General features: G+C 73.3%; 22 protein-coding genes. 11 read left to right on the forward strand and 11 right to left on the reverse strand.

Annotation, left to right across the window (positions count from 1 at the left end):
* Positions 1-45: 45 nt before the first annotated feature.
* Positions 46-810: an acyltransferase gene (locus AC5WRT_RS10595; protein WP_496092723.1), complete on the forward strand. Its 765-nt coding sequence runs from the start codon at positions 46-48 to the stop codon at positions 808-810.
* Between the two features lies 1 nt (position 811).
* On the opposite strand, the gene AC5WRT_RS10600 is transcribed toward AC5WRT_RS10595, so the two are convergent.
* On the reverse strand, positions 812-1,669 hold the full coding sequence (locus AC5WRT_RS10600) for an EamA family transporter (RefSeq protein ID WP_496100153.1): 858 nt from the start codon (positions 1,667-1,669) through the stop codon (positions 812-814).
* Between the two features lie 150 nt (positions 1,670-1,819).
* Here AC5WRT_RS10600 and AC5WRT_RS10605 point away from each other — a divergent pair, with 150 nt between their 5' ends.
* Both AC5WRT_RS10605 and AC5WRT_RS10610 read left to right on the forward strand, forming a co-directional pair.
* Positions 1,820-2,392 carry an XRE family transcriptional regulator gene (locus AC5WRT_RS10605; RefSeq protein ID WP_496092725.1) on the forward strand — a complete coding sequence of 191 codons (573 nt, stop codon included), beginning with the start codon at positions 1,820-1,822 and terminating at the stop codon, positions 2,390-2,392.
* A 32-nt stretch (positions 2,393-2,424) separates the two neighbouring features.
* A complete protein-coding gene (locus tag AC5WRT_RS10610) occupies positions 2,425-2,982 on the forward strand; it encodes a YbaK/EbsC family protein (protein ID WP_496092726.1) in 558 nt (185 codons plus the stop codon).
* Positions 2,983-3,231: 249 nt separating this feature from the next.
* Here AC5WRT_RS10610 and AC5WRT_RS10615 read toward each other — a convergent pair whose 3' ends face one another.
* Complete coding sequence (locus AC5WRT_RS10615; RefSeq protein ID WP_496100154.1) at positions 3,232-4,425, reverse strand: cation diffusion facilitator family transporter; 1,194 nt, start codon at positions 4,423-4,425, stop codon at positions 3,232-3,234.
* A 60-nt stretch (positions 4,426-4,485) separates the two neighbouring features.
* Here AC5WRT_RS10615 and AC5WRT_RS10620 point away from each other — a divergent pair, with 60 nt between their 5' ends.
* Complete coding sequence (locus AC5WRT_RS10620; protein WP_496092728.1) at positions 4,486-4,848, forward strand: ArsR/SmtB family transcription factor; 363 nt, start codon at positions 4,486-4,488, stop codon at positions 4,846-4,848.
* On the opposite strand, the gene AC5WRT_RS10625 is transcribed toward AC5WRT_RS10620, so the two are convergent.
* The 3 genes from AC5WRT_RS10625 to AC5WRT_RS10635 form a co-directional block, all read right to left on the reverse strand.
* The gene (locus AC5WRT_RS10625) at positions 4,842-6,065 is read right to left on the reverse strand and encodes a 4-hydroxybenzoate 3-monooxygenase (protein ID WP_496100155.1); all 1,224 of its coding nucleotides are present in this window, start codon (positions 6,063-6,065) and stop codon (positions 4,842-4,844) included. The two genes, AC5WRT_RS10620 and AC5WRT_RS10625, sit on opposite strands and share 7 nt — an antisense overlap.
* A gap of 63 nt (positions 6,066-6,128) precedes the next feature.
* A complete protein-coding gene (locus AC5WRT_RS10630) occupies positions 6,129-7,766 on the reverse strand; it encodes an APC family permease (protein ID WP_496092730.1) in 1,638 nt (545 codons plus the stop codon).
* Between the two features lie 215 nt (positions 7,767-7,981).
* A complete protein-coding gene (locus tag AC5WRT_RS10635; RefSeq protein ID WP_496092731.1) occupies positions 7,982-8,389 on the reverse strand; it encodes a CoA-binding protein in 408 nt (135 codons plus the stop codon).
* A gap of 148 nt (positions 8,390-8,537) precedes the next feature.
* Between AC5WRT_RS10635 and AC5WRT_RS10640 the strand changes: the two genes are divergently transcribed.
* The 6 genes from AC5WRT_RS10640 (at position 8,538) to AC5WRT_RS10665 (ending at position 15,631) form a co-directional block, all read left to right on the forward strand.
* Positions 8,538-9,317 carry a hypothetical protein gene (locus AC5WRT_RS10640; RefSeq protein WP_496092732.1) on the forward strand — a complete coding sequence of 260 codons (780 nt, stop codon included), beginning with the start codon at positions 8,538-8,540 and terminating at the stop codon, positions 9,315-9,317.
* A complete protein-coding gene (locus AC5WRT_RS10645; protein WP_496092733.1) occupies positions 9,314-9,856 on the forward strand; it encodes a SixA phosphatase family protein in 543 nt (180 codons plus the stop codon). The genes AC5WRT_RS10640 and AC5WRT_RS10645 overlap by 4 nt, the downstream gene beginning before the upstream one ends.
* A gap of 126 nt (positions 9,857-9,982) precedes the next feature.
* A complete protein-coding gene (locus AC5WRT_RS10650; RefSeq protein WP_496092734.1) occupies positions 9,983-10,609 on the forward strand; it encodes a YigZ family protein in 627 nt (208 codons plus the stop codon).
* 107 nt (positions 10,610-10,716) lie between these two features.
* Complete coding sequence (locus AC5WRT_RS10655) at positions 10,717-11,880, forward strand: exonuclease SbcCD subunit D (RefSeq protein WP_496092735.1); 1,164 nt, start codon at positions 10,717-10,719, stop codon at positions 11,878-11,880.
* Positions 11,877-14,867, forward strand: coding sequence for an AAA family ATPase (locus tag AC5WRT_RS10660; RefSeq protein ID WP_496100156.1), 2,991 nt, complete (start codon positions 11,877-11,879; stop codon positions 14,865-14,867). The genes AC5WRT_RS10655 and AC5WRT_RS10660 overlap by 4 nt, the downstream gene beginning before the upstream one ends.
* 245 nt (positions 14,868-15,112) lie before the next feature.
* Positions 15,113-15,631 (forward strand): immunity 21 family protein, encoded by a 519-nt coding sequence (locus AC5WRT_RS10665; RefSeq protein WP_496092737.1) that lies wholly within the window; start codon positions 15,113-15,115, stop codon positions 15,629-15,631.
* Here AC5WRT_RS10665 and AC5WRT_RS10670 read toward each other — a convergent pair.
* The 6 genes from AC5WRT_RS10670 to AC5WRT_RS10695 all read right to left on the reverse strand — a co-directional run bounded on the left by AC5WRT_RS10670 (position 15,547) and on the right by AC5WRT_RS10695 (position 22,226).
* Positions 15,547-16,875 carry a cytochrome P450 gene (locus tag AC5WRT_RS10670; RefSeq protein ID WP_496100157.1) on the reverse strand — a complete coding sequence of 443 codons (1,329 nt, stop codon included), beginning with the start codon at positions 16,873-16,875 and terminating at the stop codon, positions 15,547-15,549. The two genes, AC5WRT_RS10665 and AC5WRT_RS10670, sit on opposite strands and share 85 nt — an antisense overlap.
* A gap of 33 nt (positions 16,876-16,908) precedes the next feature.
* Positions 16,909-18,300 (reverse strand): NAD(P)/FAD-dependent oxidoreductase, encoded by a 1,392-nt coding sequence (locus AC5WRT_RS10675; RefSeq protein ID WP_496092739.1) that lies wholly within the window; start codon positions 18,298-18,300, stop codon positions 16,909-16,911.
* The gene (locus tag AC5WRT_RS10680; RefSeq protein WP_496092740.1) at positions 18,290-18,535 is read right to left on the reverse strand and encodes a ferredoxin; all 246 of its coding nucleotides are present in this window, start codon (positions 18,533-18,535) and stop codon (positions 18,290-18,292) included. The genes AC5WRT_RS10675 and AC5WRT_RS10680 overlap by 11 nt, the downstream gene beginning before the upstream one ends.
* Positions 18,536-18,716: 181 nt before the next feature.
* Positions 18,717-19,388 (reverse strand): hypothetical protein, encoded by a 672-nt coding sequence (locus tag AC5WRT_RS10685; RefSeq protein ID WP_496092741.1) that lies wholly within the window; start codon positions 19,386-19,388, stop codon positions 18,717-18,719.
* Between the two features lie 608 nt (positions 19,389-19,996).
* Positions 19,997-21,688, reverse strand: coding sequence for a DUF885 domain-containing protein (locus tag AC5WRT_RS10690; protein WP_496092742.1), 1,692 nt, complete (start codon positions 21,686-21,688; stop codon positions 19,997-19,999).
* Between the two features lie 52 nt (positions 21,689-21,740).
* Positions 21,741-22,226 (reverse strand): Lrp/AsnC family transcriptional regulator, encoded by a 486-nt coding sequence (locus tag AC5WRT_RS10695; RefSeq protein ID WP_496092743.1) that lies wholly within the window; start codon positions 22,224-22,226, stop codon positions 21,741-21,743.
* Between the two features lie 59 nt (positions 22,227-22,285).
* Here AC5WRT_RS10695 and AC5WRT_RS10700 point away from each other — a divergent pair, with 59 nt between their 5' ends.
* Positions 22,286-23,485, forward strand: a complete 1,200-nt coding sequence (locus AC5WRT_RS10700) for a trans-sulfuration enzyme family protein (protein ID WP_496092744.1) — start codon at positions 22,286-22,288, stop codon at positions 23,483-23,485.
* The last annotated feature ends 207 nt before the right edge of the window (positions 23,486-23,692 follow it).

Genomic DNA, 23,692 nt, shown 5'->3' on the forward strand with positions numbered 1-23,692 from the left:
CAGCCCGGCCTCTCGCCGGAGGCGACCGATGAGTAACGTAAGCGCGTGCCGAAGCCCAAGAACACGTTCTCGTCCTGGCGCCGCCGCGTCGCCCAGCGCGTGGTGCACTCGGCCTGGGCGTGGGCGCAACGCACGGGCTCCGTCACCGCCGAGCATCCCGGCCGCCTGAGGTTCGGCTCGATCGGCGAAGCCACCCGGCTCGCCTTCCCGCTCGGCACGGTCTTCGGCGAGCCCTGGATCCACCTCGGTGCGCACTGCATCATCGCCGAACAGGTCACGCTGACCGCGGGTCTGATGCCGGACCTGGACCTCGGGCCGGAGCCGATCCTGCGCATCGGCGACGGCGTGGTCCTCGGCCGCGGCAGCCATGTCATCGCGGACACGACGGTCGTGATCGGCAGCGACTGCTACTTCGGCCCCTACGTCTACGTCACCTCCACCAACCACTCGTACGACGACCCGCACCAGCCCATCGGCAGGCAGTGGCCGCGCATGGAGCCCGTGGAGATCGGCCCGGGCTGCTGGATCGGCACCGGCGCGGTGATCCTGCCGGGCGCCCGGATCGGCCGGAACGTGGTCGTCGCGGCCGGGGCTGTGGTGCGGGGCACGGTGCCCGATCACGCCGTGGTGGCCGGGGCACCCGCCCGGGTCGTCCGGCGCTGGACGGCGGACCAGGGGTGGCAGCCGCCGCTGAGGACCCCGGCACCGGTACCGATCCCGGAGGGGACGACACCGGAGCAGCTGCGGGCACTGGCGGAACTGGACGAGGACGACGTGGCCCGGCTCGCGCAACTCGAGACCGAGAGCTGACTCAGCCCGTCGCCAGCAGCAGGGTGCCGAGCAGCGCCAGACCCGCGCCCGCCGCCTGGATCGCGCGCAGCCGCTCGCTGAGGAAGCCGCGCGCGGCAAGGGCGGTCACCACCGGGTACAGCGAGGCGAGCACGGCCGCCACGGTGACCGGGCCGTGCTGGGCGGCGACCGCGTAGGTGCCGTTGGCGGCCACGTCGGCGAGTCCGACGAAGGCCAGCGCGGGCAGTGAGGCCCACGGGAAGCCGCCCTGGGGCACCGCCCGGCCGCCCCGCCGCACGGAGACGGCGAGCGCGGCGCCGCCGACCGCGACATTGGTCAGCCGCTGCACGAACAGGGCGAGGAACAGGCCGGTGACGGTGGTGGAGGCCTCCGTGATCAGAGCGAAGACCGTGCCGAACCCCAGTGCCGCGACCAGCGTGAGCAGGATCGTCCGCCGCTGGACGGGTGCACCGCGCAACTGCGGTCCGCCCGCGAGGACGACCCCTGTGACGGCCACGGCGATGCCCGCGGCCTGGAGCAGTCCCGGCCGCTCGCCGAGGACCAGGCCCACGCCCACGGGCACGGCCACACTCAGCGTCGCGAGCGGCGAGACGACGCCCATGGGGCCGAGGGCGAGGGCCTGGTAGAAGGAGAGCAGGGCGACCGGTCCCACCAGCCCGGCGGCGAAGGCGAACCACAGGCGGGGCCCGGCCTCGCCCCATCCGCCGGTCGCGACGACGACCGCGCCCAGCACGGCCGCCGCGATGGCCTGCGAGACGACCACGACCGTCAGCGCGGGCGTCCGTCGTGTCAGCAGCCCGCCCCCGAAGTCGGCCAGCCCCCACAGAAGGCTGGTGGTCAGAGCGAAGAATGCTGTCACGGCCGGCCTCGCAGTACAGTTTGATGAACGATCGGGTTCACCTCACCGTAGTTCAGTGAAGTGAACTCTGTCATCCTCAATACTGGACTTTCGGAACTCCCGGAGCTGACCCTCCGGGCCTGGCCCGGACCTCTTCCCGATGGACGTGATGTGTCGGACCTCGACCTGCTGACCCAGTCCCTGGCGCGCAACGTCAAGCGCTGGCGCACCGAGCGCGGCTTCACCCTGGACGCGCTCGCCGCCCGCGCGGGAGTCAGCCGCGGCATGCTGATCCAGATCGAGCAGGCCCGTACGAACCCCAGCATCGGCACCGTCGTGAAGATCGGTGACGCGCTCGGCATCAGCATCACCACACTGCTCGACTACGAGCAGGGCCCGACCGTCCGCATCGTCCCCGCCGAACAGGCTGTAAGGCTCTGGCACACCGACGCCGGCAGCTACAACCGCCTCCTCGCCGGCACGGAGGCGCCCGGCCCGCTGGAGATGTGGGACTGGCGGCTGATGCCCGGGGAGCAGAGCCCCTCCGAGCCGCACCCCGTGGGCACGGTGGAACTCGTCCACGTCACCGCGGGCGAACTGACCCTCACCGTGGACGGCGTCAAGCACCTGGTGCCGACCGGCGCGAGCGCCACGTTCGAGGCCGGCACCTCGCACACCTACGGCAACGAGGGCGACGTACCGATGGAGATGGTGATGGCCGTCTCGGTGCCGCCCGTGCGCTGAACCGCGCGCGCCCGGGCTGTTAGCGTGCGGACATGCGCGCACCCATCGGAGACTTCGACACCGCCACCCCCGTCACGGACTGCCTCGAGGAGCTGACCGCGCCGGTCGCCGACGCCGTGCGCAACTGGCGGGGCGCGGTTCCCGCCGACCGCCTCCTGTACGTCGAGACGGACCCGCGCTGGGCCGACACGGCCGTCTTCGTGGAGCACTACGGCCGCGAACTGCTGCAGCAGTCGGCGAACTGCGTGGTGGTCGCGGGCAAGCGGGGCGGCGAGACCACCCTTGCGGCGTGTGTGGTGCTCTCCACCACCCGGGCCGACGTCAACGGCGTCGTACGCCGCCGGCTCGGCGCCCGCAAGGCCTCCTTCGCCTCGATGGAGACGGCGACCGGCGAGACGGGCATGGAGTACGGCGGCGTCACCCCGGTCGGACTGCCCGCCGACTGGCCGGTGTTCATCGACGCGGCCGTCGTCGACCTGCCCTACGTCCTCGTCGGCAGCGGCCGCCGCCGCGGCAAGCTGCTGGTGCCCGGCAAGGCCCTCGCGGAACTGCCGGGCGCGGTGGTGCTGGAGGGGCTCGGGGTCGCCTGAGACCGGCGATCGGAGGACCGCTGTCACCGGCCGGCCGAGAACCGGGGGCGGGTCGGGCTGGGCGGGACATCGGCAGGTCGGACGGGACGGGGAGCGCGGGCCGGCAGGGATGGGCGGGCCGCGCGGGAATGCCGGGCCGGGCGCGCGACGAGCGTCGTGGGGCGGGCCGGGCGAGCAGCGCCGGGCGGGGTGGGCCGGAAGGACAGGTTGGCCCGGGGGGAACCGTCTCCGCCCGAGTGGATCTGTCCCTCACGCCGTCACATGGTGGGCCAGAGCCAGGTGAGGATCGCGCTCGCCCGGCGCCGGCGCGGGGTCCGCGTGCACCAGGGCGGCCGTAAGCCTCGGTACGGCGTGCAGCAGGGCGTGTTCCGTCTCCACGGCGATCGCGTGGGCCTGCCGCAGCGTCGCCTCGCCGTCCACCACGACCGCGAGTTCGGCCCGCAGCCGGTGCCCGATCCACCGCAGCCGCAGTTCGCCCACCTCGCGCACGCCCGGTACGTCCCGCACCGCCCGCTCGGCCCGGTCCACCAGCGCCGGGTCGACGGCGTCCAGCATCCGCCGGAACACCTCGCGCGCCGCGTCGCGCAGCACGAACACGATCGCGGCCGTGATCGCCAGCCCGACGACCGGGTCGGCGAGATGCCGGCCCAGGGCGGATCCTCCGGCGCCCACCAGCACCGCAAGCGAGGCGAAGCCGTCGGTGCGGGCGTGCAGCCCGTCGGCGACCAGCGCGGCCGAGCCGATTTGCCGGCCAACCCGGATCCGGTACCGCGCCACCCACTCGTTGCCCACGAACCCGACCAGCGCGGCGACCGCGACCGCCGGCACGTGCGCGACCGGCCGCGGATCGAGCAGCCGCCCCACGGCGACCCAGGCGGCGAAGGCCGCCGACGCGGCGATGGTCAGCACGATCACCAGCCCCGCCAGATCCTCGGCGCGGCCGTAGCCGTAGGTGAACCGCCGGGTCGCCGCGCGCCGGCCCAGCACGAAGGCGATGCCGAGAGGGACGGCGGTCAGCGCGTCCGCCGCGTTGTGCACGCTGTCCCCGAGCAGCGCCACCGAGCCGGAGACCGCCACCACGGCCGCCTGCGCCAGCGCGGTCGCCCCCAGCACGGCCAGGGACACCCACAGCGCCCGCATCCCGTGCGCCGAGGCCTCCATGGCCGGGTCCAGCTTGTCGGCGCTGTCGTGGGAGTGCGGGGTGAGCAGATGCGCGAGGCGGTGGCGGAGGCCGGTGGTGTGCGGATGGTCCCCATGGTCATGGGCGTGGCCGACGTGACCGGCGTGGCCCTGGCCGTGCGCATGATCCGCGCGGTCGTGGGTGTGGCCCTCGTGACCGTGACCGTGACCGTGCGCGTGGCCCGTGTGATCGTGGGCGCCGCCTGCGTGGTCGTGATCATGACCCTGGATGTACCCGTGCCGATGTGCGTGCCGGTCGTTCACGTGGGTCCCCTTCCGGTGTGCGGAGTGGACGCGCGGCGCCCACGGGACCATTATGTGCGTATGAGCGCACGCATGCACCTGTCACCTGCGCACCATGCGCACCCGCGCAGTCCGGGCGAGGAGCAGTTCGCGCTCGCCGCCCAGTTGATGGCCCTGCTCGGCGACCGCACCCGCCTCACCCTGCTGCACGCCCTGACGACCGACGAGGCCGACGTCACGACCCTCACCGAGGCCTGTGGTGCGGCCCGTCCCGCCGTCAGCCAGCACCTGGGTCGGCTACGGCTCGCCGGACTGGTGAAGACCCGCAAGGAGGGCCGCCGGGTGGTCTACTCACTCCCGCACGGGCATCTGCGCAGACTGGTGGAGGAGGCGCTGAAGACGGCGGACCACCTGCTCGCCGAGCAGCCCACCGGGCGTCAGTAGGCGGCGGCCGTCCCGAGATACTGCTCGGCGAAGGCCGCCGCCGCGACCGGCGAGGTGAACAGCCGACGCAGCCGGGCCAGCGTGGTGCCGGCGCGGAACGGATCGCCGGACGCCACACCGTGGTAGATGTCCGACAGCCACTGCGAGAACTCCTGGTAGTCCCACACCCGGCGCAGGCACGCCGCCGAGTAGCCGTCCAGGCCGCTGCCGTCGCCCTTCGTGACGTACGCCGTGAGCGCGTCGCCGAGCAGGAAGGCGTCGTGCAGGGCGAGGTTCATGCCCTTGGCCGCGATGGGCGCGACCAGATGACCGGCGTCCCCGGCCAGGAACAGTCGCCCGTGGACGAGGGGTTCGACGACGTAGTGGTGCATGTCCAGGACGCGCTTCTCGGTCAGCCGGCCCTCGGCGAGCGGAGGTGCACCGGCCGCGCCGAGCCGCTCGCGCAGTTCGGTCCACACCCTGTCGTCGGGCCAGTTCCCCGGATCGTCGCCGGGCGGGCACTGGAGGTAGAACCGGGTGACCTCGGGGCTGCGCGGCATCTGCCCGGCGAAACCGTGCGGATGGATGCCGAACAGCACGCAGTCCGTCGACGGCGGGACCTCCGCGAGCAGCGCCAGCCAGCCGATGTTGTCGTCCTGCCGCGCGATCCGCCTCCGCGCGGCGGGTATCGCGTCCCGGCTCACCCCCCGCGCCCCGTCGCAGCCCGCGACGAAGTCGCAGCGCAGCAGCCGCCGTTCACCCGTCTGCGGGCAGCGGTACGACACCGCCGGCCGGTCGGAGTCCAGGTCGTGCAGCGTGACGTCCCGCACGCCGAAGCGGATGTCGCCGCCGCGTACGTCGGCGTACTCCCGCACCAGGTCCGTCACCAGCAACGGCTGCGGGTACACGTAATGACGACTGCCCGTCAGGGCGGCGTAGTCGAAGCGGTGGCGCTCGCCGTCGAAGCGGAACTCGCAGGCGGCGTGCGACTCGGCCCGTTCCGGGAGCCGCTCGGACAGACCGCGGCGGTCCAGTTCGCGCACCGCCCAGTGCTCGACGACCCCGGCACGCGGCCGGGTCTCGATGAACTGCCGGCTCTCGGTCTCCAGGACGACACAGTCGACGGAGGCGGCCCGCAGGATGCTGCCGACGGTGAGCCCGGCGGGCCCGGCGCCCACGACGACCACCGTGTGGCGTTCGTCGCGCGCGGAGTCGCCGTGGGGGGAAGGGGAGATCATCCCCGCATTATGACGGTGTCCCGTCAGCCGCGAACGGCCGACGGGACACCAGGGGAGAGCGGGTCAGTGCGCGGGGGCGTCGGTGACGACGACTTCTTCGATGTCGCGCTCGATCTGCTCGGGCGCGGAGGCGGTCGCCTTGGCCCAGTAGTAGATGACGAGCGAGAACACCGAGACGACCAGGATGTCCCACCACAGCGGCAGGTCACCGGTACCGCCGAAGGTGCTGAAGTAGGAGATCACGCCGATGCCCGCCAGGTAGGGCAGCAGCCACTGCGCGGCCTTGAAGTCCAGCCGGGGCGCGCCCGGCAGGTTCTTGCCGATCGCGTACCAGGCGTAGGAGCCGAGCAGTACGTAGCCGATCAGGATCGCGCAGCCCAGGCGCCACAGCGTGTCCCAGCCGGACCAGAAGATGATCAGGTTGGCGACCACGAAGGACAGCGGCGAGATGATGTTGCCGGCGGGCAGCTTGTACGGACGCTCGTGGTTCGGCAGCCGGTCCTTGAAGACGCCGTAGGCCAGCGGGGCGCCCGCGTACATCAGCACGCTCGCCGAGGTGATGAAGCTGACCAGCTCCTGCCAGCTCGGGAACGGCAGGAAGCAGATCACACCGGTCACGAACGAGATCGCGAGGCCGAACCACGGCACACCGCGCTTGTCCGTCTTGGCGAACGCCTTCGGCGCGTAGCCGTTCTTGGCCAGGCCGTAGGAGATACGGGAGGTGGCCGTGGTGTAGATCAGGCCGGTGCCGCCGGGGGAGATGATCGCGTCGGCGTACAGCACCCAGGCCAGCCAGCCCAGGCCGCACAGCGTGGCGAGACCCGCCCAGGGGCCGCTGATGCCCGTGTAGTTCAGGTTCGCCCAGCCCTTGGCGAAGGAGGCGTGCGGCAGGGCGGCGATGAACACGACCTGGAGCAGGAGGTAGATCACGGCGCCGATCGCCACCGAGCCGAGCGTGGCGCGCGGCAGGTCGCGCTTCGGGTTGCGGCTCTCACCGGCCAGCTGGATGGCCTGCTCGAAGCCGAGCAGCGCGAAGATGATGCCGCTGGAGCTGATCGCGCCGAGCACACCCGCGGCACCCTTCGGGGCGAAGCCCTCGGAGGTGAAGTTGCCCGGGTGGAAGTTGCCGATGGCGATGATGAAGATCGCCGCGAGCGGCACCGCGATCTTCCACCAGGTGGCGGCGCTGTTGGTGTGGGCGAGGATCCGGACGCCGAGGAAGTTCACGGCGACGAACACCGCCATGAGGAGAACGGCGACGGCGATGCCGCTGGCCGTGAGCGTGCCGTTGGCACGCTGGAAGCCGTCGGCGAAGTGCCAGTGCTTGGCATAGCCGATCATGGCCTCGACCTCGATCGGGGCCACCGTCGCGGCCTGCAGCCAGGAGAACCAGCCGAAGGACATACCGGCCAGACCGCCGAAGGCGTAGTGCGGGTAGCGGGCGGTACCGCCGGCCACCGGGAACATGCCGCCGAGCTCGGCGTGCACGAGAGCCAGCAGCACGATCGCCACCGCTCCGATCACCCACGAGATGATCGCAGCGGGGCCGGCCGCCACAACCGCCTTCTCGGCACCGAAGAGCCATCCGGAGCCGATGATGGAGCCAACAGAGGCCCACATCAGACCAATGAGTCCGACGTCGCGTCGCAGACCACCGGTGTCGCTTGTGGCTACCGGTGCAGCCTGGTCGACTTGTGCCATGTCAAGTGGCCTCTCAGTTCGTATACGCAGCATTAACGAGCAAGGAGGCCACAGGCTAGGGATGCTTTCCGAGTGAGCAAAAGAGTGTTAACCAAATTTTGACCTGGGATCTCCGGTGTCTTGGCCGCACGCTCGGTCACAGTCTTGTCACAGGTCAGATGCCTAGTCGGAATGTCAATATTCAGCGCTCAATTGTGAGTAGAAAGCTAGATTCGCTAGCCCAGACGGGGAATTTCGATGGCCGGGCACCGGTCCATGACCATGTCCAGACCGGCCGATCGGGTACGTTTGTAGGCCGCGTGGTCCACGACGCCGAGCTGGAACCACACCGCCCGTGCGCCCTTCGTCACGGCCTCGTCGGCCACCGCGCCGGCGAGCTCGCTGTTGACGAAGACGTCGACCACGTCCACGCCGAAGGGGATCTCCGCGAGGGAGGCGTAGCCCCGCTCGCCGTGCACGGTCCGGGCCTTCGGATGCACCGGCACGATCCGCTTGCCGTACCGCTGGAGCACCTGTGCCACGCCGTACGCCGCCCGGCTCCGGTTGTCGGACAGGCCGACCACCGCCCAGGTGTCGCCCAGCTCCGTCAGGATCCTGCGGATCGTCGCTTCGTCGCCGTACACGGCCGCCTCCTCGGGCTGCGGGGAACTGTTCGCCTGGGCAACATCGGCGCGCCGGGTCCGGATTCCCCGGCCTGCCCCCCCTCGCCACCATGGCCTGAACAGACACAAGATGCCCGCGTACGGCCGCCGGCCCGCCTACGCTCACCTCGTGCTGCGCATCCTCGACGCCCGAACCGGTGAGCTGGTCCCCGCCGCGCCCGCCCGCCGCGGCCTGACCCGTGTCGAGGCCCACGCCTGCGGACTCGACGCGACGTCCCTGCGCGTGCTGCTCACCGCCGACCTGCTGGTCCGCGCCCTGGAACTGGACGGCACCCCGGTCTGGACGACCCTCAGCGCGCCCCACCGCGCCGCCGGGCTCCGCGCCGCCGCGACCGCCCTGTCCGTCCGCCCCTTCGAGGACGCCCGCGACCTCGCACCGGGCCTGCCGAGGACCCGGGCGATCCAGGTGACGGCCGACCGCACGGCCGCCTCCGGCAGCGGACCCGTGATGCGGGTCGCACCGGTGGAGTGGACGGGGCAGGAGCCGGTGAGCGGACGGAGCGCGGGTGCGTCCTCGTCGGAAGACGCCCGCCTCGACGTCCTGCTCGCCGATCCCTCGGCTCTCCGGCTCGCCCTGCTCGCCGTTCCACGTGGAGAGGCGGTGCGGCTGGACCCGGGCGCGCTGGAGGAGGCCGGCGGGCGGTTGGCGCGGTGGCGGCGGGCCGTCGCCGCGTGGGCGCGGCAGCCGTCGCGGCCCGTGCCCGAGGAGGTGCGGGAGCGGCTGCGCTCCGCGTGGGAGGACGACCTCGGCCTGCCCGCAGTGCTGGACGTGCTGCGGGACGTGGAGAGCACCCCGGACCTGCCTGACGGGGCCCGCTTCGAGACATATGTCTACGCCGACCGCCTGTTGGCACTCGACCTCGCGCGCGGTCTCGGGAGCCTCGCGTGATCGCGCGGGCGGGTGCGGGTCCGCTGCGTCGGTTGGTCGTCCTGAGGCACGCCAAGTCCGCGCGGCCCGAGGGCGTCGAGGATCGTGCCAGGCCGCTCGCGCCGCGTGGTCTGCGCGACGCCTCCGCCGCCGGACGCGCCCTCGCCGAGGCCGACTGCCTGCCCGACCTCGCGCTGTGCTCGACAGCCGTACGCGCCCGCCGCACCTGGGAGCTGGCCTCCGCCGAATGGGGCACCCCGCCGCCGGTGCGTTACGACCGACGGCTGTACGCGGCCGGCGCACCGGAGCTGCTGGAGGTCGTCCGCGAGACGTCCGCCGAGGTGGAGACGCTGCTGCTCGTCGGGCACAACCCCGGTCTGGAGGAGCTGGTCCTGGAACTGGCCGGGGACGGTCTCGACGACACGCTGGAGCGGGTGCGGACGAAGTTCCCGACGTCCGCGGTCGCCGTCCTCTCCTGGCGCGGCACCGGCTGGCCGGCCCTCGGCCCCGGCACGGCGCTGCTGACCTGGCTGACCGTGCCGCGCGGGCCGAAGAAGTAGCGCGCACGCGCGCGTGCGGGTGCGCGAGCCGAGCCGCCCCGGGCACGCGCGTGCCCGACCGCCGGTGGCCGCATCGCCCGCACGCGCCCGTGACCGGCACCCCCGGGCACCGCATACGCTGATCGGATGCAGGACGAGTACCGCACAGTCGCCCGCGCGGGCGTGCACGAGATCGAGATCAACCGCTCCCGCTTCCTGTGCGCCCTCGCCCCGGCCGCCACCGAGCAGGAGGCACAGGACTTCATCGCGTCGGTTCGCAAGGAGCACGCCGACGCCACGCACAACTGCTGGGCCTACGTCATCGGCGCCGACGCCTCCGTGCAGAAGGCCGGCGACGACGGCGAGCCGGGCGGCACGGCGGGCGTCCCCATGCTGCAGATGCTGCTGCGCCGTGAGATGCGCTACGTCGTCGCGGTCGTCACCCGGTACTACGGAGGCGTCAAACTCGGCGCCGGTGGACTCATCCGCGCCTACGGCGGAGCCGTCGGCGAGGCCCTGGACAGGCTCGGCACGCTCACCCGGCGCCGTTTCCGGCTGGCCACGGTGACCGTCGACCACCAGCGGGCCGGCAAGGTGCAGAACGACCTGCGCGCCACCGGACGCGCGGTCCGGGACGTCCGCTACGGCGAGGAGGTCGCCATCGAGATCGGGCTGCCGGACGCGGACGTGGACGGCTTCCGTGCCTGGCTCGCCGACGCGACGGCGGGTACGGCAGGCTTCGAACTGGGCGGCGAGGCCTACGGAGATGCCTGATGTTCCACCTTAATCGGACATAACGTACGGAAGTTCGGCGGGCCATGACGGGCCGATACGGGAGTAACCGCCCGTGATGTCAGACCCGGCCGTTAGTCTCGGGGATCATGAGATTCCTGCACACGTCCGACTGGCATCTCGGCCGGGCCTTCCACCGGGTGAACATGCTCGGGGCCCAGGCCGAGTTCATCGGTCACCTCGTCACCACCGTGCGCGAGCGCGAGGTGGACGCGGTGGTCGTGGCGGGCGATGTGTACGACCGCGCGGTGCCCCCGCTCGCCGCGGTCGAACTGTTCGACGACGCCCTGCACCGCCTCGCGGACCTCGGCGTGCCCACGGTGATGATCTCCGGCAACCACGACTCGGCCCGCCGCCTCGGTGTCGGCGCCGGACTCATCGACCGCGCCGGCATCCACCTGCGCACCGAGCCGTCCGCCGTCGCCACCCCGGTTGTGCTGGCCGACGCACACGGCGACGTCGCCTTCTACGGACTGCCGTACCTCGAACCAGCCCTGGTCAAGGACGAGTTCGCGGTGGACAAGGCCGGCCACGAGGCAGTGCTGGCCGCCGCCATGGACCGCGTCCGGGCCGACCTCGCGACGCGCCCGCCCGGCACCCGCTCGGTCGTCCTCGCGCACGCCTTCGTCACCGGCGGCCAGGCCAGCGACAGTGAACGGGACATCACCGTGGGCGGGGTCGCCGCCGTACCGGCCGGAGTCTTCGACGGCGTCGACTACGCGGCGCTCGGCCATCTGCACGGCTGTCAGACCATCACCGAGTGCGTGCGCTACTCGGGCTCCCCGCTCGCGTACTCGTTCTCCGAGGCCGGCCACCGCAAGAGCATGTGGCTCATCGACCTCGACGCCGACGGCTCCGTGACCGCCGAGCGCCTCGACTGCCCGGTGCCCCGTCCGCTGGCCCGCATCAGGGGCGCCCTGGACGACCTGCTCGCCGATCCGGCGCTGGCCCGCCACACGGACGCCTGGGTCGAGGCCACCCTCACCGACCCGGTCCGCCCCGCCGACCCCATGGCCCGGCTCACCGAACGCTTCCCGCACACCCTCAGTCTCGTCTTCGACCCCGAACGCGCGCCCGACGACCCCGGGGTGTCGTACGCCCGGCGGCTCGCCGGCCGCAGCGACCGGCAGATCGCCGAGGACTTCGTCGCCCACGTGCGCGGCGCCGGACCCGACGAGCAGGAGACGGCCGTCCTGCGCGAGGCCTTCGACGCCGTGCGCGCCGACGGCGCCGTGCGGGAGGTGGCCCGGTGAGGCTGCACCGGCTCGACATCACCGCGTTCGGGCCCTTCGGCGGCTCCCGGAGCGTCGATTTCGACGCCCTGTCCGCCGCCGGGCTGTTCCTGCTGCACGGCCCCACCGGCGCCGGCAAGACCTCGGTCCTCGATGCCGTCTGCTACGCCCTGTACGGCTCCGTCCCCGGCGCCCGGCACAACGCTCAGGGCATGAACCTGCGCAGCGACCACGCCGACCCCCGCACCCGCACGGAGATCCGCCTCGACCTCACCGTCGCCGGCCGCCGTCTGGAGATCACCCGGCAGCCGCCCTGGGAGCGGCCCAAGCTCCGCGGCAAGGGCACCACCGTCGACAAGGCCCAGACCTGGTTGCGGGAGTACGACAGCGAGGCGGGCGCCTGGCAGGACCGCAGCCGTTCGCACCAGGAGATCGGCGAGGAGATCACCCAGCTGCTCGGCATGAGCCGCGAGCAGTTCTGCCAGGTCGTCCTGCTGCCCCAGGGCGACTTCGCCCGCTTCCTGCGCGCCGACGCCGAGGCCCGCGGCCGGCTGCTGGGCCGCCTCTTCGACACCCAGCGGTTCGCCGACGTCGAGAAGCGGCTCGCCGAACGCCGCCGGGCCACCGAAGCACGCGTGCGCGACGGCGACGCGTCGCTGCTCGCCGTCGCCCACCGCATGCAGCAGGAGGCCGGCGACGCCATGGAGCTGCCGGAGCTGGCCCCCGGCGATCCGGGCCTGGCCGACGCGGTCCTCGGCGCCGCCGCCGTCGCCCGCGTCACCGCGCGCGAACGTCTCACCGCCGCCCACTGCCGCCTCGCCGCCGCCGAGTCCGCCCACGCCGAGGCCCGGCGCGCCCTGGAGGACGTACGCGAACTCGCCCGGTCGCAGAGCCGGTTCGCCGAGGCCCGGCGGCGTGCCGAGCGGCTCCAGGAGCGGGCCGGCGCCCACCACGAGGACCAGCGGCGCATGGAGCGGTCCCGCAAGGCGGAGTCGGCCGCGCCCGCGCTGGAGCTGCGCCGGGCCGCCGAGGAGGAGCACCAGCGAGCGGCCGCGGCCGAGACACGCGCCCGTGCCCTGCTCCCCGGCGCCTGGGCCGACGCGGGCGCGGCCGGACTCGCCGCCGCCGCCCGCCGGGCCGCCGAGGAGCTGGGCGGTCTGGACGCGGCCCGGCGCGCCGAGCGCCGACTCGCCGAGGCGGCCGAGGAGCGCGCCGGGCTCGACCGTCAGGAGCGCGCCGACGACGACGTGCTCCGCGAGGCCGAGGCCTGGCTCGCCGGGTGGGACACCGCCCGCGCCGCGCTGCAGGCCCGCGTGGACGTCGCGCAGCTGGCCGCCGCCCGCGCCGAACAGCTGGCCGTCCAGCGGGAACCGATGGCGAGGCGCCTCGACGCGGCCCGCACCCGGGACCAGCTGGCGGCGGACCTGGAGGACGCCCGGCGCCGGGCCCACGCATCCGGGCAGCGCGCCCTCGACGCCCGCGCCCACTGGCTGGACGTCAAGGAACAGCGTCTGGACGGCATCGCGGCCGAACTGGCCGCCCACCTCACCGACGGCGAGCCCTGCGCCGTCTGCGGAGCCACCGAACACCCCGCACCCGCCCGCAAGGACGCCGGACACGTCGACCGCGAGACCGAGGAGCGGGCCCACCGGACCTCCCAGCAGGCCGACCGGCAGCACACCGACGACGAGCGCCGGCTCGGCGTCGTCCGCGAAGCCCTGGCCGCGGCCACCGCCGAGGCCGGTGACACGCCCACCGCACAACTGGAAGCCGCAGCCGCCGCATTGGAGGAGGAGCACGCCCGCGCCCGCCGCGAAGCCTCCGCGCTGCACGCCGCCCACGAGGACCTGCGGCGTGCCGAGCACGAGCGCGAGCGGCGCCTCGCCGACCGCCAGCAGGCCGCCGTGCGGGCCGCCTCCCGGCTCACCCGCCGCGAGACCCTGGAGCGCGAACAGATCCTGCTGGAGGTCGAGTTGGCCCAGGCGCGCGGCAGCCTGGGCAGCGTGGCCGCCCGTGCCGCCCAGTTGGAGCGGCAGGCGGCGCTGCTCACCGACGCCGCCGACGCCGTACGTGCCGCCGAGGAGGCCGCCCAGCGCCTGAAGGACGCCGACGCCCGCCTCGCCGACGCCGCCTACCGCGCCGGCTTCGACACCCCGCAGGAGGCGGCCGCCGCCCTCCTGGACCCCGCGGCCCACCGCGAGCTGCAGCACCGCCTGGACGCCTGGCACATGGAGGAGGCCGCCGTAAGCGCGGTGCTGGCCGAGGCCGACACCGCGGCCGCCGCCGAGCGCCCGCCCGCCGACCTGCCCACCGCCGAGCGCATGGCGGCCACGGCCGAACACCGGCTGCGCGCGGCGGCGTCCGCACGCGACGCGGCGGCCCGCTGCTGTGCCGAGCTGGACCGCCTCTCCGCGCGCGTCGCCGAGGCCGTGCGGCACCTGGCCCCGCTCCGCGAGGAGTACGACCGGGTCGCCCGCCTCGCCGCCCTCACCGCGGGTACCTCCGCCGACAACGAGCACAGGATGCGCCTGGAGTCGTACGTGCTCGCGGCGCGCCTGGAACAGGTCGCCGCCGCCGCGACCGCACGGCTTCAGCGCATGTCGTCGGGCCGCTACACCCTCGTCCATTCCGACGACCGCACCGGGCGCGGCCGCAGCGGACTCGGGCTGCACGTGGTCGACGCCTGGACCGGACGCGAACGCGACACCGCCACCCTGTCCGGCGGCGAGGCCTTCTTCGCCTCGCTCGCCCTCGCCCTCGGCCTCGCCGACGTCGTCACCGACGAGGCCGGCGGCGTCCGCCTGGACACCCTCTTCATCGACGAGGGCTTCGGCAGCCTGGACGACCAGACGCTCGACGAGGTCCTCGACGTCCTCGACTCCCTGCGCGAACGCGACCGCAGCGTCGGCATCGTCAGCCACGTGCCCGACCTGCGCCGCCGCATCCACGCGCAACTGGAGGTCGTCAAGGGCAGAACGGGGTCGGCGCTGCGGCAGCGGGGGGTCTGACCGGTCGGCGGCCCAGCGCGCGCCGGCGCAGCGGTGAGGAGTACGGCGCCCCCGCGCCGCCCCAGCTCTCGCCGAACTCGACTACCAGGTCGAGGAGATGCTCGGCGGCTTCGCGTACCGGGTGCGCACGAGGGACTCGCCCGCGAGACCTGGCAGGGGCCCGCACAGCACCCCGTCGGCCCGCTGACCGCGCCCGTCGAAGGCGAATGCGGCTGCTGATCGACACCCGTGTAGTTTCTCTTCCCATGGCTCGATATGCGGATCCAGGCGCGCTGGAGTGGGTGGAATCGGGCGGCGGCCCGCTGATCGCCGTCCCCGAGACGGTACTGCCGTTCTGGGCGGGCGCCGACAGCGAGGAACTCGACACGGACTACGACCGCGCCTGCGAGGTCGACGGTTATGTCGGACTGCTGCCCGTCGGCGACAGCGCGGCCCTGGTGTTCGGCGACGAGCCGGCCTCCACCTCCTATCTCCCTGAACACACCACCTTCGTACGGTGGTCCGCCGCGAACACCGAGGCGGAACTGCTCGCCACCGTGCCCGCCGCCCTGGACACGGCCGCGTGGGGGAGCGAGGTGCGCTGGCGGGTGCCCGGCCCGGTGCTGCTGTTCGACTCGGCCTGGCCGGGCCGGGCCGCCGACCGCACCGAGCACCTGAGGGTGCCGCTGGAGGCGGGCACCTACGTGGTGCGGGCCGCGTATGTGCAGCCGGGGCCGGAGACCTGGCTCGGGCTGGTGCGCCTTTCGCGGATCCCCGCCCCCTGACCACAGGGTTTCAGGCCGTCGAAGACGATGTCCAGATGCCGGGGCCCGCGCAGCACGGCGTTCTGCCGGTACGGCGGCGGGTCCTCGGCCAGACGCGGGTTCTCCAGCCGCCGGGCCAGTTCTGACAGCGCGATCTGCGTCTCGAGGCGGGCCAGCGGAGCGCCGAAGCAGCTGTGGATACCGCTGCCGAAGCCGAGGTGCTGGAGGTCCTCACGGTCCGGGTCGAAGCGTTGCGGGTCCTTGAAGCGCTCGGGGTCGCGGTTGCCCGCGGCCAGCACCAGCCACATGCGCGCGCCCTTGGGGATGGTGACCCCGCGCACCTCGATGTCGGTGATGGTGGTGCGCTGCGGCACGATCTGCACGGGCGGCTCGTAGCGCAGCAGTTCCTCCACGATCCGCACCGACAGTCCCGGATCCTGCCGCAGGCGCTGGAGGACGTCCGGGTGGCGCAGCAGCGTGAGCATGCCGTTCGTGATCAGGTTGACCGTCGTCTCGTGACCGGCGATCAACAGCAGCACCGCGGTGCTGAGCACCTCCATCATCGTCATGGTGCCCTCCGGACCGTGGCTGTCGACCAGGTCGGACAGCAGGTCGTCCTGCGGCTCCCTGGTGCGCTGCTCGACCAGCCCCGCCAGGTACATCCCGAGCTGCATCCGCGCTTCCTGGGCCGTCCTCGCGAACTCCGGGTCGGGGCCCTGCCGCGTCTCCGGGTCGAGCGTGGCCACCAGGGGATCGACCCAGGCGCGGAAGCGGGGCTCGTCCGCCCGGGGCACACCGAGCAGCCGGCAGATCACCGTCACCGGGAACGGATAGGCGAACTGGTCGACCAGATCGATCTGGCGGGCCTCTCCGAAACCGTCGATCAGCTTCTTGACGGTGGCCATCATGTCGCCCCGCAGGTCGTCCACCCGGTGCGGCCGGTGCGGCGGCCCGAAGGCGCTGTTGGCGATCCGCCGGAGCCGGTCGTGTTCGGGCGGATCCAGCCGCAGGAAGGAGGGCGGGAGCCCGCCCGTCTCCTCCGCCTGGGCCAGCGGATCCTCTCCGGCGGCGGCAAGGTTGGCGGAGTCGGAGCTGACCCGGGGATCGTGCAACAGCGCCTCGATGTCGTAGTACGAGCTGAAGATGTACGGGCCGCCCTCCTCCTCGTGCAGCACCGGGGTCTTGCGGAGTTCTTCGTACAGCGGGTACGGGTTCGCGCGGTTGGCGAAGTCGGTGATCTGACGGAACAGCGGCGTGTGCGTCATGACGCGTCCTTGGAGCATCGGGCCGGGCGGCGGTCAGTGGCGGGCGGGATGGAAGACCAGCTGCTGGTCGGCCGGTGAGTAGCCGCTGAGGGTCACGGTCGGGCCGTGGGTCGGCAGCGACGGGTCGGGGAAGTCGGCCGCCACCGGCTGCCGGCCCTCGGGGCGCCGGTCCATCGTCGGGAACTCCACCGGGAACGGAGCACCCCGCTCGATCTGCCGGGCGTAGAACTCCAGCCACCGCGTGTTGTCGAAGCTCACGGCGGCGACGACCCGGCCCTGGTGGCCGTACACGCCGACGAACCGGCGTTCGGCCAGCGAACCCTGCGTGATCATGAGCCGGTCGCCCATGGACGGCACACCGACCGACTTGATGTTCACACCGAACATCGACGACCAGAAGGCCGGCATCCACAGGTGCGGGCGCCGCTCGGCGGCGTGGCAGATCATGTTGTGCGCGGCCGTCTCCGCCTGGGCGACGGCATTGCCCCAGTGCTCCAGCGACAGGAACTGGTAGCCGAACAGCGCGTGCGGGGAGCGGGCGACGTCACCGGCCACGAAGACGTCGTCGGTGACGATGCCCCGGAAGTCGAAGGCTCGGCAGCCCGCGTCACAGGCGATGCCGCGGGGCCCGGCGCCCAGACCCGACCCGGCCAGCCAGTCGGTGTTGCGCAGCGACCCCAGCGAGACCACGACCACGTCCGCCTCGACGACGCTCTCGTCGGACAGATGGACCGCCCGCACCCTGCCCACCGCGTCGCCCTCCAGCGCGGTCACCGTGACATGTGTGCGCAGGTCGACGCCGTTCTCCGTCTGCAGATCGGCGGCGACCGCGCCGATCACCCCGCCGAGCGCGCCCACCAGCGGCGCCCCGGCCCGCTCCGCCACCGTGACGGGCAGGCCCATCTCCCGGCAGGCCGAGGCGACCTCCGAACCGGCGAAACCGGCGCCGATGACGAACACCCGGCGCGGCCCCGCCTTCAGCCGCCGGCACAGATCGGCCGCGTCGTCCCGGTTCCGCAGCAGGCAGACCCCGTCCAGCCGGCCTTCCTCCTCCTTCGGCCAGGGCCGGGCGCGCACACCGGTCGCGATGAGCAGCCGGTCGTACTCCACCTCGTCCCCGTCGGCCAGCCGGACCCGTTTGGCGCTCAGGTCCAGTCCGGTCGCCGGGACGCCGAGCCGCCACTTGGCGTCGATCTCCCGGCGGTGCGGCAGCTCGGTGTGGCGCGGGGACGCCTTGCCCAGCAGGACCGACTTGGACAGCGGCGGCCGGTCGTACGGCTCGTACGGCTCGTCCCCGATCAGGGTCAGCTCCCCGGTGAAGCCCTCGGCGCGCAGGGTCTCGGCGGCGCGCAGGCCCGCGAGCGAGGCGCCGACGATCACGATCCGGCCCTCGCGCCGCAGCCGGTCGACGTGGTCAGCGGACATCGGACGACTCCTGGGCGGCTCCCGTGCCGGTCCCGCCCCTGCCGGCCAGCCCGTCCGCGGTGATCGCCTGTACCGGGCAGGCGGCGACGGCGCGGGCCAGCCGTTCCCGTTGCTCCTCGGGTGCGTGCGGGTTGTAGATCAGCGCCTCCTCGCCGTGCATCGCGAAGACGTCGGGCGCGAGGAACGCGCACTGGGCGTACCCCTGACACTTGTTGAGGTCGACGACGAGCCGCATCGATGCTCCGCCCTTCCGGTGGCCAGGTCCGGTGCGCGCTCGCCGCTTCGCGCGGCAGTCCCGGACGGCGGTCATGTCCCGTGTGCCAGCATGAGCGCGGTCGGCCGGCCCCGCCCGTCGGGGAAACCCGTTCGGGCCCCCCGGGTCCCCACTCACGGGCGACGGGCGTGAGAGGTGGGTCTCACCCATCCGCCGCGGCACCGGCACGGGTGCGGGCGTTCACGCGGAGGATGTACACGCTGAGCACCAGCGACCAGGCCGGGAAGACCAGTTCCGCCCAGGGCACGTTGGACGCGACGAACAGCAGCGTGAGGGCCGTCGGGAAACCCAGGATCGTGAGCGGGCGCGGCAGGATCCTCAGGCGGTGGCCGATCACCGACACGGAGGTGACGAACACGGCCGCCATCCGCATGGCGTACTCCGCCATCAGCGCGTACGCCAGATGACGGCCGAAGTCCCACGAGGGCAGCGGCGGCACGGCGCCGGGGGGACGCGCGACAGAGAGGACGGCACCCGCCGATGCGGCCGCGCAGAACAGCGTGGCCGTGAAGACCAGGCCGCTGCCGAGGAACACGGTGGCGAGGAACTTGTCCTCGCCGGTGCCTACGTGCGCTCGGACGGCGCCGATGAACCACAGGAAGAAGATGCCGGCGAACGGCACGAGCGCGAGGGCCGTACGCACCGCCAGCCGGCGAGCGGGGTCCGTGAACGCTCGTGGGGAGACTGCTTCGGGCCCCTCGGGAATGCCCAGCCGGATCAGGACGATCGCCGCCGCGAGCAGCAGCGCGAACGCCACTCCCGCCAGCCCGGCCGCCCGCGGCGTCTCCAGCACCCGCCGCGCCTGCTGCCGCATACCGCCACCACCTCCTCCACGACACCCCCGCCACCAGCCAGCCGCCGCCGCCCGCTTCCCGCCACCGGGGGGCGGCCGGACGGACGAGCGAGGGAGGACGGGGCGGTGCCGGCTCGCGCGGTCGCTGCGGGGCCGGGAGGGATGCCGGGGGTGGGGGCGGTCGGGCGGGCGGAGGCTCGCCGGGCGGAGGTGACGGGGTGGGAAGGGTACCGGCCGTGCGGGCCGGTTGCGTGCGGGAGCGGGGGCGCGCCGGTTGGCTGTGCCAGGGGGCGGCAGAGCGCCGGAGCCCGGTGGCAGCTCGCACCGCCCCGTGCACAACCTCACGACCCGCCACGGGGGAGGGCGCGTCGGCCCGCGCACCGACCGGTCCGCCCACGCTCGGCTGCCCCGGCTGAGGTGATCTCCGTCGGTCAGGCTCGACGAACGTCGGTTGCGCCGCCGGCGGGGACCACGCGGCTGTCGCCGTGCGGTCCCCGCCGGGCGTCGGGTCCTGTCGGCACCCCGGGCCGCCGCGGCGCCCGGTCGGCCGACCGCCGACGAGGGCCGCCGGTTCACCGGGGAGGTCATCGACCCCCGGAAGGCGTCTCCCCGGTGTCGTCGCCGGGCGGTCAGAGCCGGGACAGCTCGTCCACCAGGTCGTCCAGGCCCAGCGAGCCCTGCGACAGCGCCGCCATGTGCCAGGCCTTCAGGTCGAACGCGTCGCCGTGCCGCTCGCGCGCCTTCTCCCGGCCCAGCAGCCAGGCCCGCTCACCGAGCTTGTAGCCGATCGCCTGGCCCGGAATCGTCAGATACCGGGTCAGCTCGCTCTCCACGAAGTCCGCGGGCCGGCTGCTGTGCGCGCCGAAGAACTCCTGCGCCAGCTCCGGCGTCCACCGCTCACCCGGACGGAACGGGGAGTCGGCGGGAATCTCCAGCTCCAGGTGCATGCCGATGTCCACGATCACCCGGGCCGCCCGCATCATCTGCGCGTCCAGGTAGCCGAGCCGCTCCTCCGGATTGGTGAGACGGCCCAGCTCGTCCATCAGCCGTTCCGCGTACAGGGCCCAGCCCTCGGCGTTGGCGCTCACCCCGCCGATCGTCGCCTGGTAACGCGAGAGGTTCTCGGCCACGTGCGCCCATTGGGCGAGCTGGAGGTGATGACCGGGCACGCCCTCGTGGTACCAGGTCGAGACCAGGTCGTAGACCGGGAAACGGGTCTGCCCCATGGTCGGCAGCCAGGTGCGGCCGGGGCGGGAGAAATCCTCCGACGGCGGCGTGTAGTAGGGAGCGGCGGCACCGCCGGGCGGGGCGATGCACGACTCCACCCTCCGCACCCGCTCGGCGAGTTCGAAGTGCGTGCCGTCCAGGTCCTCGATGGCCTTGTCCATCAAGCCCTGCAACCACTCCCGCACCTCCTCCACGCCCTCGATGTGCCGGCCGTGCTCGTCGAGGTGCGCGAGCGCCACCCACGGGGTCCCGGCGCCGGGCAGGATCTTCTCCGCCTCCCGCTTCATCTCGCCGAGGATCCGGTGGAACTCCGACCAGCCGTACGCGTACGCTTCGTCCAGGTCCAGGTCGGTGCCGTTGAAGTAGCGCGACCAGCGTGCGTACCGCTCGCGGCCCACCGTGTTCGGGGCGCCTTCGATCGCCGGCGCGTACACGTCCCGCAGCCAGTCCCGCAGCTCCACCAGGGCGCCGGTCGCCGCGCGGGCCGCCTCGTCCAGCTCCGCGCGCAGCGCCTGCGGGCCGGCGGCGGCGAAGTCCTCGTACCAGCCGCGGCCCTGTCCGTCGGTGTCGGTCCACTCCGTGAGCTGCTGTATGTACGTCGCGGTCGGCCGCGGCGCCGCGAACAGCTTGCGGTCCAGGCCGAGTTGCAGCGACTCGCGGTAGCCTGCGAGCGCGCCCGGCACAGCGCGCAGTCGCTCGGCGATCGCCGCCCAGTCCTCCTCCGTCTGCGCCGGCGTGACCGTGAAGATGTCCCGCACCGAATGGCCCGGCGTGGCCATGTTGCCGACCGCGCGCAGGTGTTCGTCCGCCTCCTGCATGGCGAGTTCGGCGGTCAGTCGCTCTCGCAGCAGCCGCCCGCAGCGCCGCTCCGCGTCACTGTCCGCTCCCGGCTGCCGCTCCGCCTCGTCCAGCTTGGCGAGCGTGGTCCGCGCCAGATCCGCGAGGGCCGCCTGACCAGCGGGCGAGTAGTCGGGCAGGCGGCTCGAACTCTCCTTCACTCCGAGGTAGGTACCGGTGACCGGGTCGAGGGCGATGAGGTCGTCCACGTACGCGTCTGCCACCTGGCGGGGCAGCGGGCTCTTGGTCTCAGACATGCATCCATCCTCGTACGAGATGGATCACCGCGTCACCCACGTACGGGGGGATTCAGCTGTGGGCGTGGCCGGGCGGCAGCAGCGGCCCGCAGTCCCACTGCTGGAAGATCAGCCGGGTCTCCACCCGGGCCACCTCGCGCCGCGCGGTGAACTCGTCGAGCACCAGCCGCTGCAGATCGGCCATGTCCGCGACGGCCACATGCACCAGATAGTCGTCCGGACCGGTCAGATGGAACACCGTCCGCGCCTCCGGGAGCGCCCGGATGCGCTCCACGAACGGCCCGACCAGCTCCCGCCGGTGCGGCCGCACCTGCACCGACAGCAGGGCCTGCAGCCCGCGTCCCAGCCTGGCCGGATCCAGCCGCAGCTGGTGGCCGAGGATCACGCCGGAGCGGCGCAGCCGGGTCACCCGGTCCAGACAGGTCGACGGCGCCACGCCCACCTGCGTGGCCAGATCCCGGTAGGTTGTCCGGGCGTCGTTCTGCAGCAGCCGCAGTAGATGGAGATCCACCGGATCCAGTACGACAGACTCGGTCATGTGCCGAACGTAGCACGGTGGGCGGCGTCGACGAACCGGCCGATGTTCAACCTTCCGCCATGGACACAGCGAGCACCGGTGCCTACGACGGCGTACGCACCACAACGAGAGCCCTGGCCACGGAAGCCGTGCACGCCGGCCGCGACGATCTCGCCCGCCAGGGCCTGCACGCCCCGCCGATCGACCTGTCCACCACCTACCCCTCCTACGACAGCCGCGCCGAGGCGGCCCGCATCGACGCCTTCGCCGCCGACGGCGCCGACCCGGTCGGGCCGCCCGTCTACGGCCGCCTGGGCAACCCCACCGTCGCCCGCTTCGAGACCGCGCTCGCCCGACTGGAGGGCACCGAGTCGGCCGTCGCCTTCGCCAGCGGGATGGCGGCGCTCAGCGCGGTCCTGCTCGCCCGCGCTGCGACGGGCCTGCGGCATGTGGTCGCGGTACGGCCCCTGTACGGCTGCAGCGACCATCTGCTGACCGCCGGGCTGCTCGGCACCGAGGTCACCTGGACCGACCCGGCCGGCATAGCCGACGCGCTGCGCCCGGACACCGGTCTGGTGATGGTGGAGTCCCCGGCCAACCCGACACTCGCCGAGATCGACCTGCGGGCCGTCGCGCACGCGTGCGGTTCGGTCCCGCTGCTGGCCGACAACACCTTCGCGACACCCGTGCTGCAACGCCCGGCGGAGCACGGTGCCCGCGTGGTGCTGCACAGCGCCACCAAGTATCTCGGCGGCCATGGCGACGTGCTGGCCGGAGTGGTCGCCTGCGACGAGGAGTTCGCGGGGCGCCTGCGGCAGATCAGGTTCGCCACCGGGGGTGTCCTGCATCCGCTGGCCGGCTATCTGCTGCTGCGGGGCCTGTCCACGCTCCCGGTGCGGGTGCGGGCCGCCTCCGCGAACGCCGCCGAACTGGCCCGACGGCTCGCCGCCGACCCGCGCGTGGCCCGCGTCCACTATCCCCGCATCGGCGGCGCGATGATCGCCTTCGAGGTGCTCGGCGATCCGCACGAGGTCATCTCCCGGGTCCGGCTCGTCACCCCGGCGGTGAGCCTCGGCAGCGTCGACACGCTCATCCAGCACCCCGCGTCCATCAGCCACCGCATCGTCGACGCGGACGACCGGCGCGGGGCGGGAGTGAGCGACCGGCTGCTGCGGCTGTCGGTGGGCCTGGAGGACGTGGACGATCTCTGGGACGACCTGGACCGGGCGCTCGGGCAGCCCGCCAGGACGGCGGTGCCGCTGCGGGAGGCGGTGGGCTGAGACGTGGCGGCCGGTGGTCGGTGCCGGTGCTGGTGGCCCCTGGGGCGGGGGCCTGCGCATTCGGCACCGCCGGGCGTCGCCGTCATGCCTGGGGGCCGTCGCGGCGGAGTCATGGTGCGAAGGCCCTGACGGAGGACGGGGCCCGGTCACCGCTCCGACGCAGGAGCACGGGCCGCTGCGCCCAGCCGGCCGTCCGCCGGTCACCGC

Source organism: Streptomyces sp. NTD91, assembly GCF_059510455.1.

What these genes read in the sequence shown, in the direction of transcription:
- AC5WRT_RS10620 (WP_496092728.1), top strand. Translation starts at nt 4,486, where the DNA reads ATGAGCGCACGCATGCACCTGTCACCTGCGCACCATGCGCACCCGCGC.
- AC5WRT_RS10680 (WP_496092740.1), bottom strand. Translation starts at nt 18,535, where the DNA reads ATGCGGCTCGTCGTCGACCTCAACAAGTGTCAGGGGTACGCCCAGTGC.
- AC5WRT_RS10665 (WP_496092737.1), top strand. Translation starts at nt 15,113, where the DNA reads ATGGCTCGATATGCGGATCCAGGCGCGCTGGAGTGGGTGGAATCGGGC.
- AC5WRT_RS10690 (WP_496092742.1), bottom strand. Translation starts at nt 21,688, where the DNA reads ATGTCTGAGACCAAGAGCCCGCTGCCCCGCCAGGTGGCAGACGCGTAC.
- AC5WRT_RS10655 (WP_496092735.1), top strand. Translation starts at nt 10,717, where the DNA reads ATGAGATTCCTGCACACGTCCGACTGGCATCTCGGCCGGGCCTTCCAC.
- AC5WRT_RS10695 (WP_496092743.1), bottom strand. Translation starts at nt 22,226, where the DNA reads ATGACCGAGTCTGTCGTACTGGATCCGGTGGATCTCCATCTACTGCGG.
- AC5WRT_RS10610 (WP_496092726.1), top strand. Translation starts at nt 2,425, where the DNA reads ATGCGCGCACCCATCGGAGACTTCGACACCGCCACCCCCGTCACGGAC.
- AC5WRT_RS10685 (WP_496092741.1), bottom strand. Translation starts at nt 19,388, where the DNA reads ATGCGGCAGCAGGCGCGGCGGGTGCTGGAGACGCCGCGGGCGGCCGGG.
- AC5WRT_RS10670 (WP_496100157.1), bottom strand. Translation starts at nt 16,875, where the DNA reads ATGACGCACACGCCGCTGTTCCGTCAGATCACCGACTTCGCCAACCGC.
- AC5WRT_RS10650 (WP_496092734.1), top strand. Translation starts at nt 9,983, where the DNA reads ATGCAGGACGAGTACCGCACAGTCGCCCGCGCGGGCGTGCACGAGATC.
- AC5WRT_RS10675 (WP_496092739.1), bottom strand. Translation starts at nt 18,300, where the DNA reads ATGTCCGCTGACCACGTCGACCGGCTGCGGCGCGAGGGCCGGATCGTG.
- AC5WRT_RS10625 (WP_496100155.1), bottom strand. Translation starts at nt 6,065, where the DNA reads ATGATCTCCCCTTCCCCCCACGGCGACTCCGCGCGCGACGAACGCCAC.
- AC5WRT_RS10630 (WP_496092730.1), bottom strand. Translation starts at nt 7,766, where the DNA reads ATGGCACAAGTCGACCAGGCTGCACCGGTAGCCACAAGCGACACCGGT.
- AC5WRT_RS10700 (WP_496092744.1), top strand. Translation starts at nt 22,286, where the DNA reads ATGGACACAGCGAGCACCGGTGCCTACGACGGCGTACGCACCACAACG.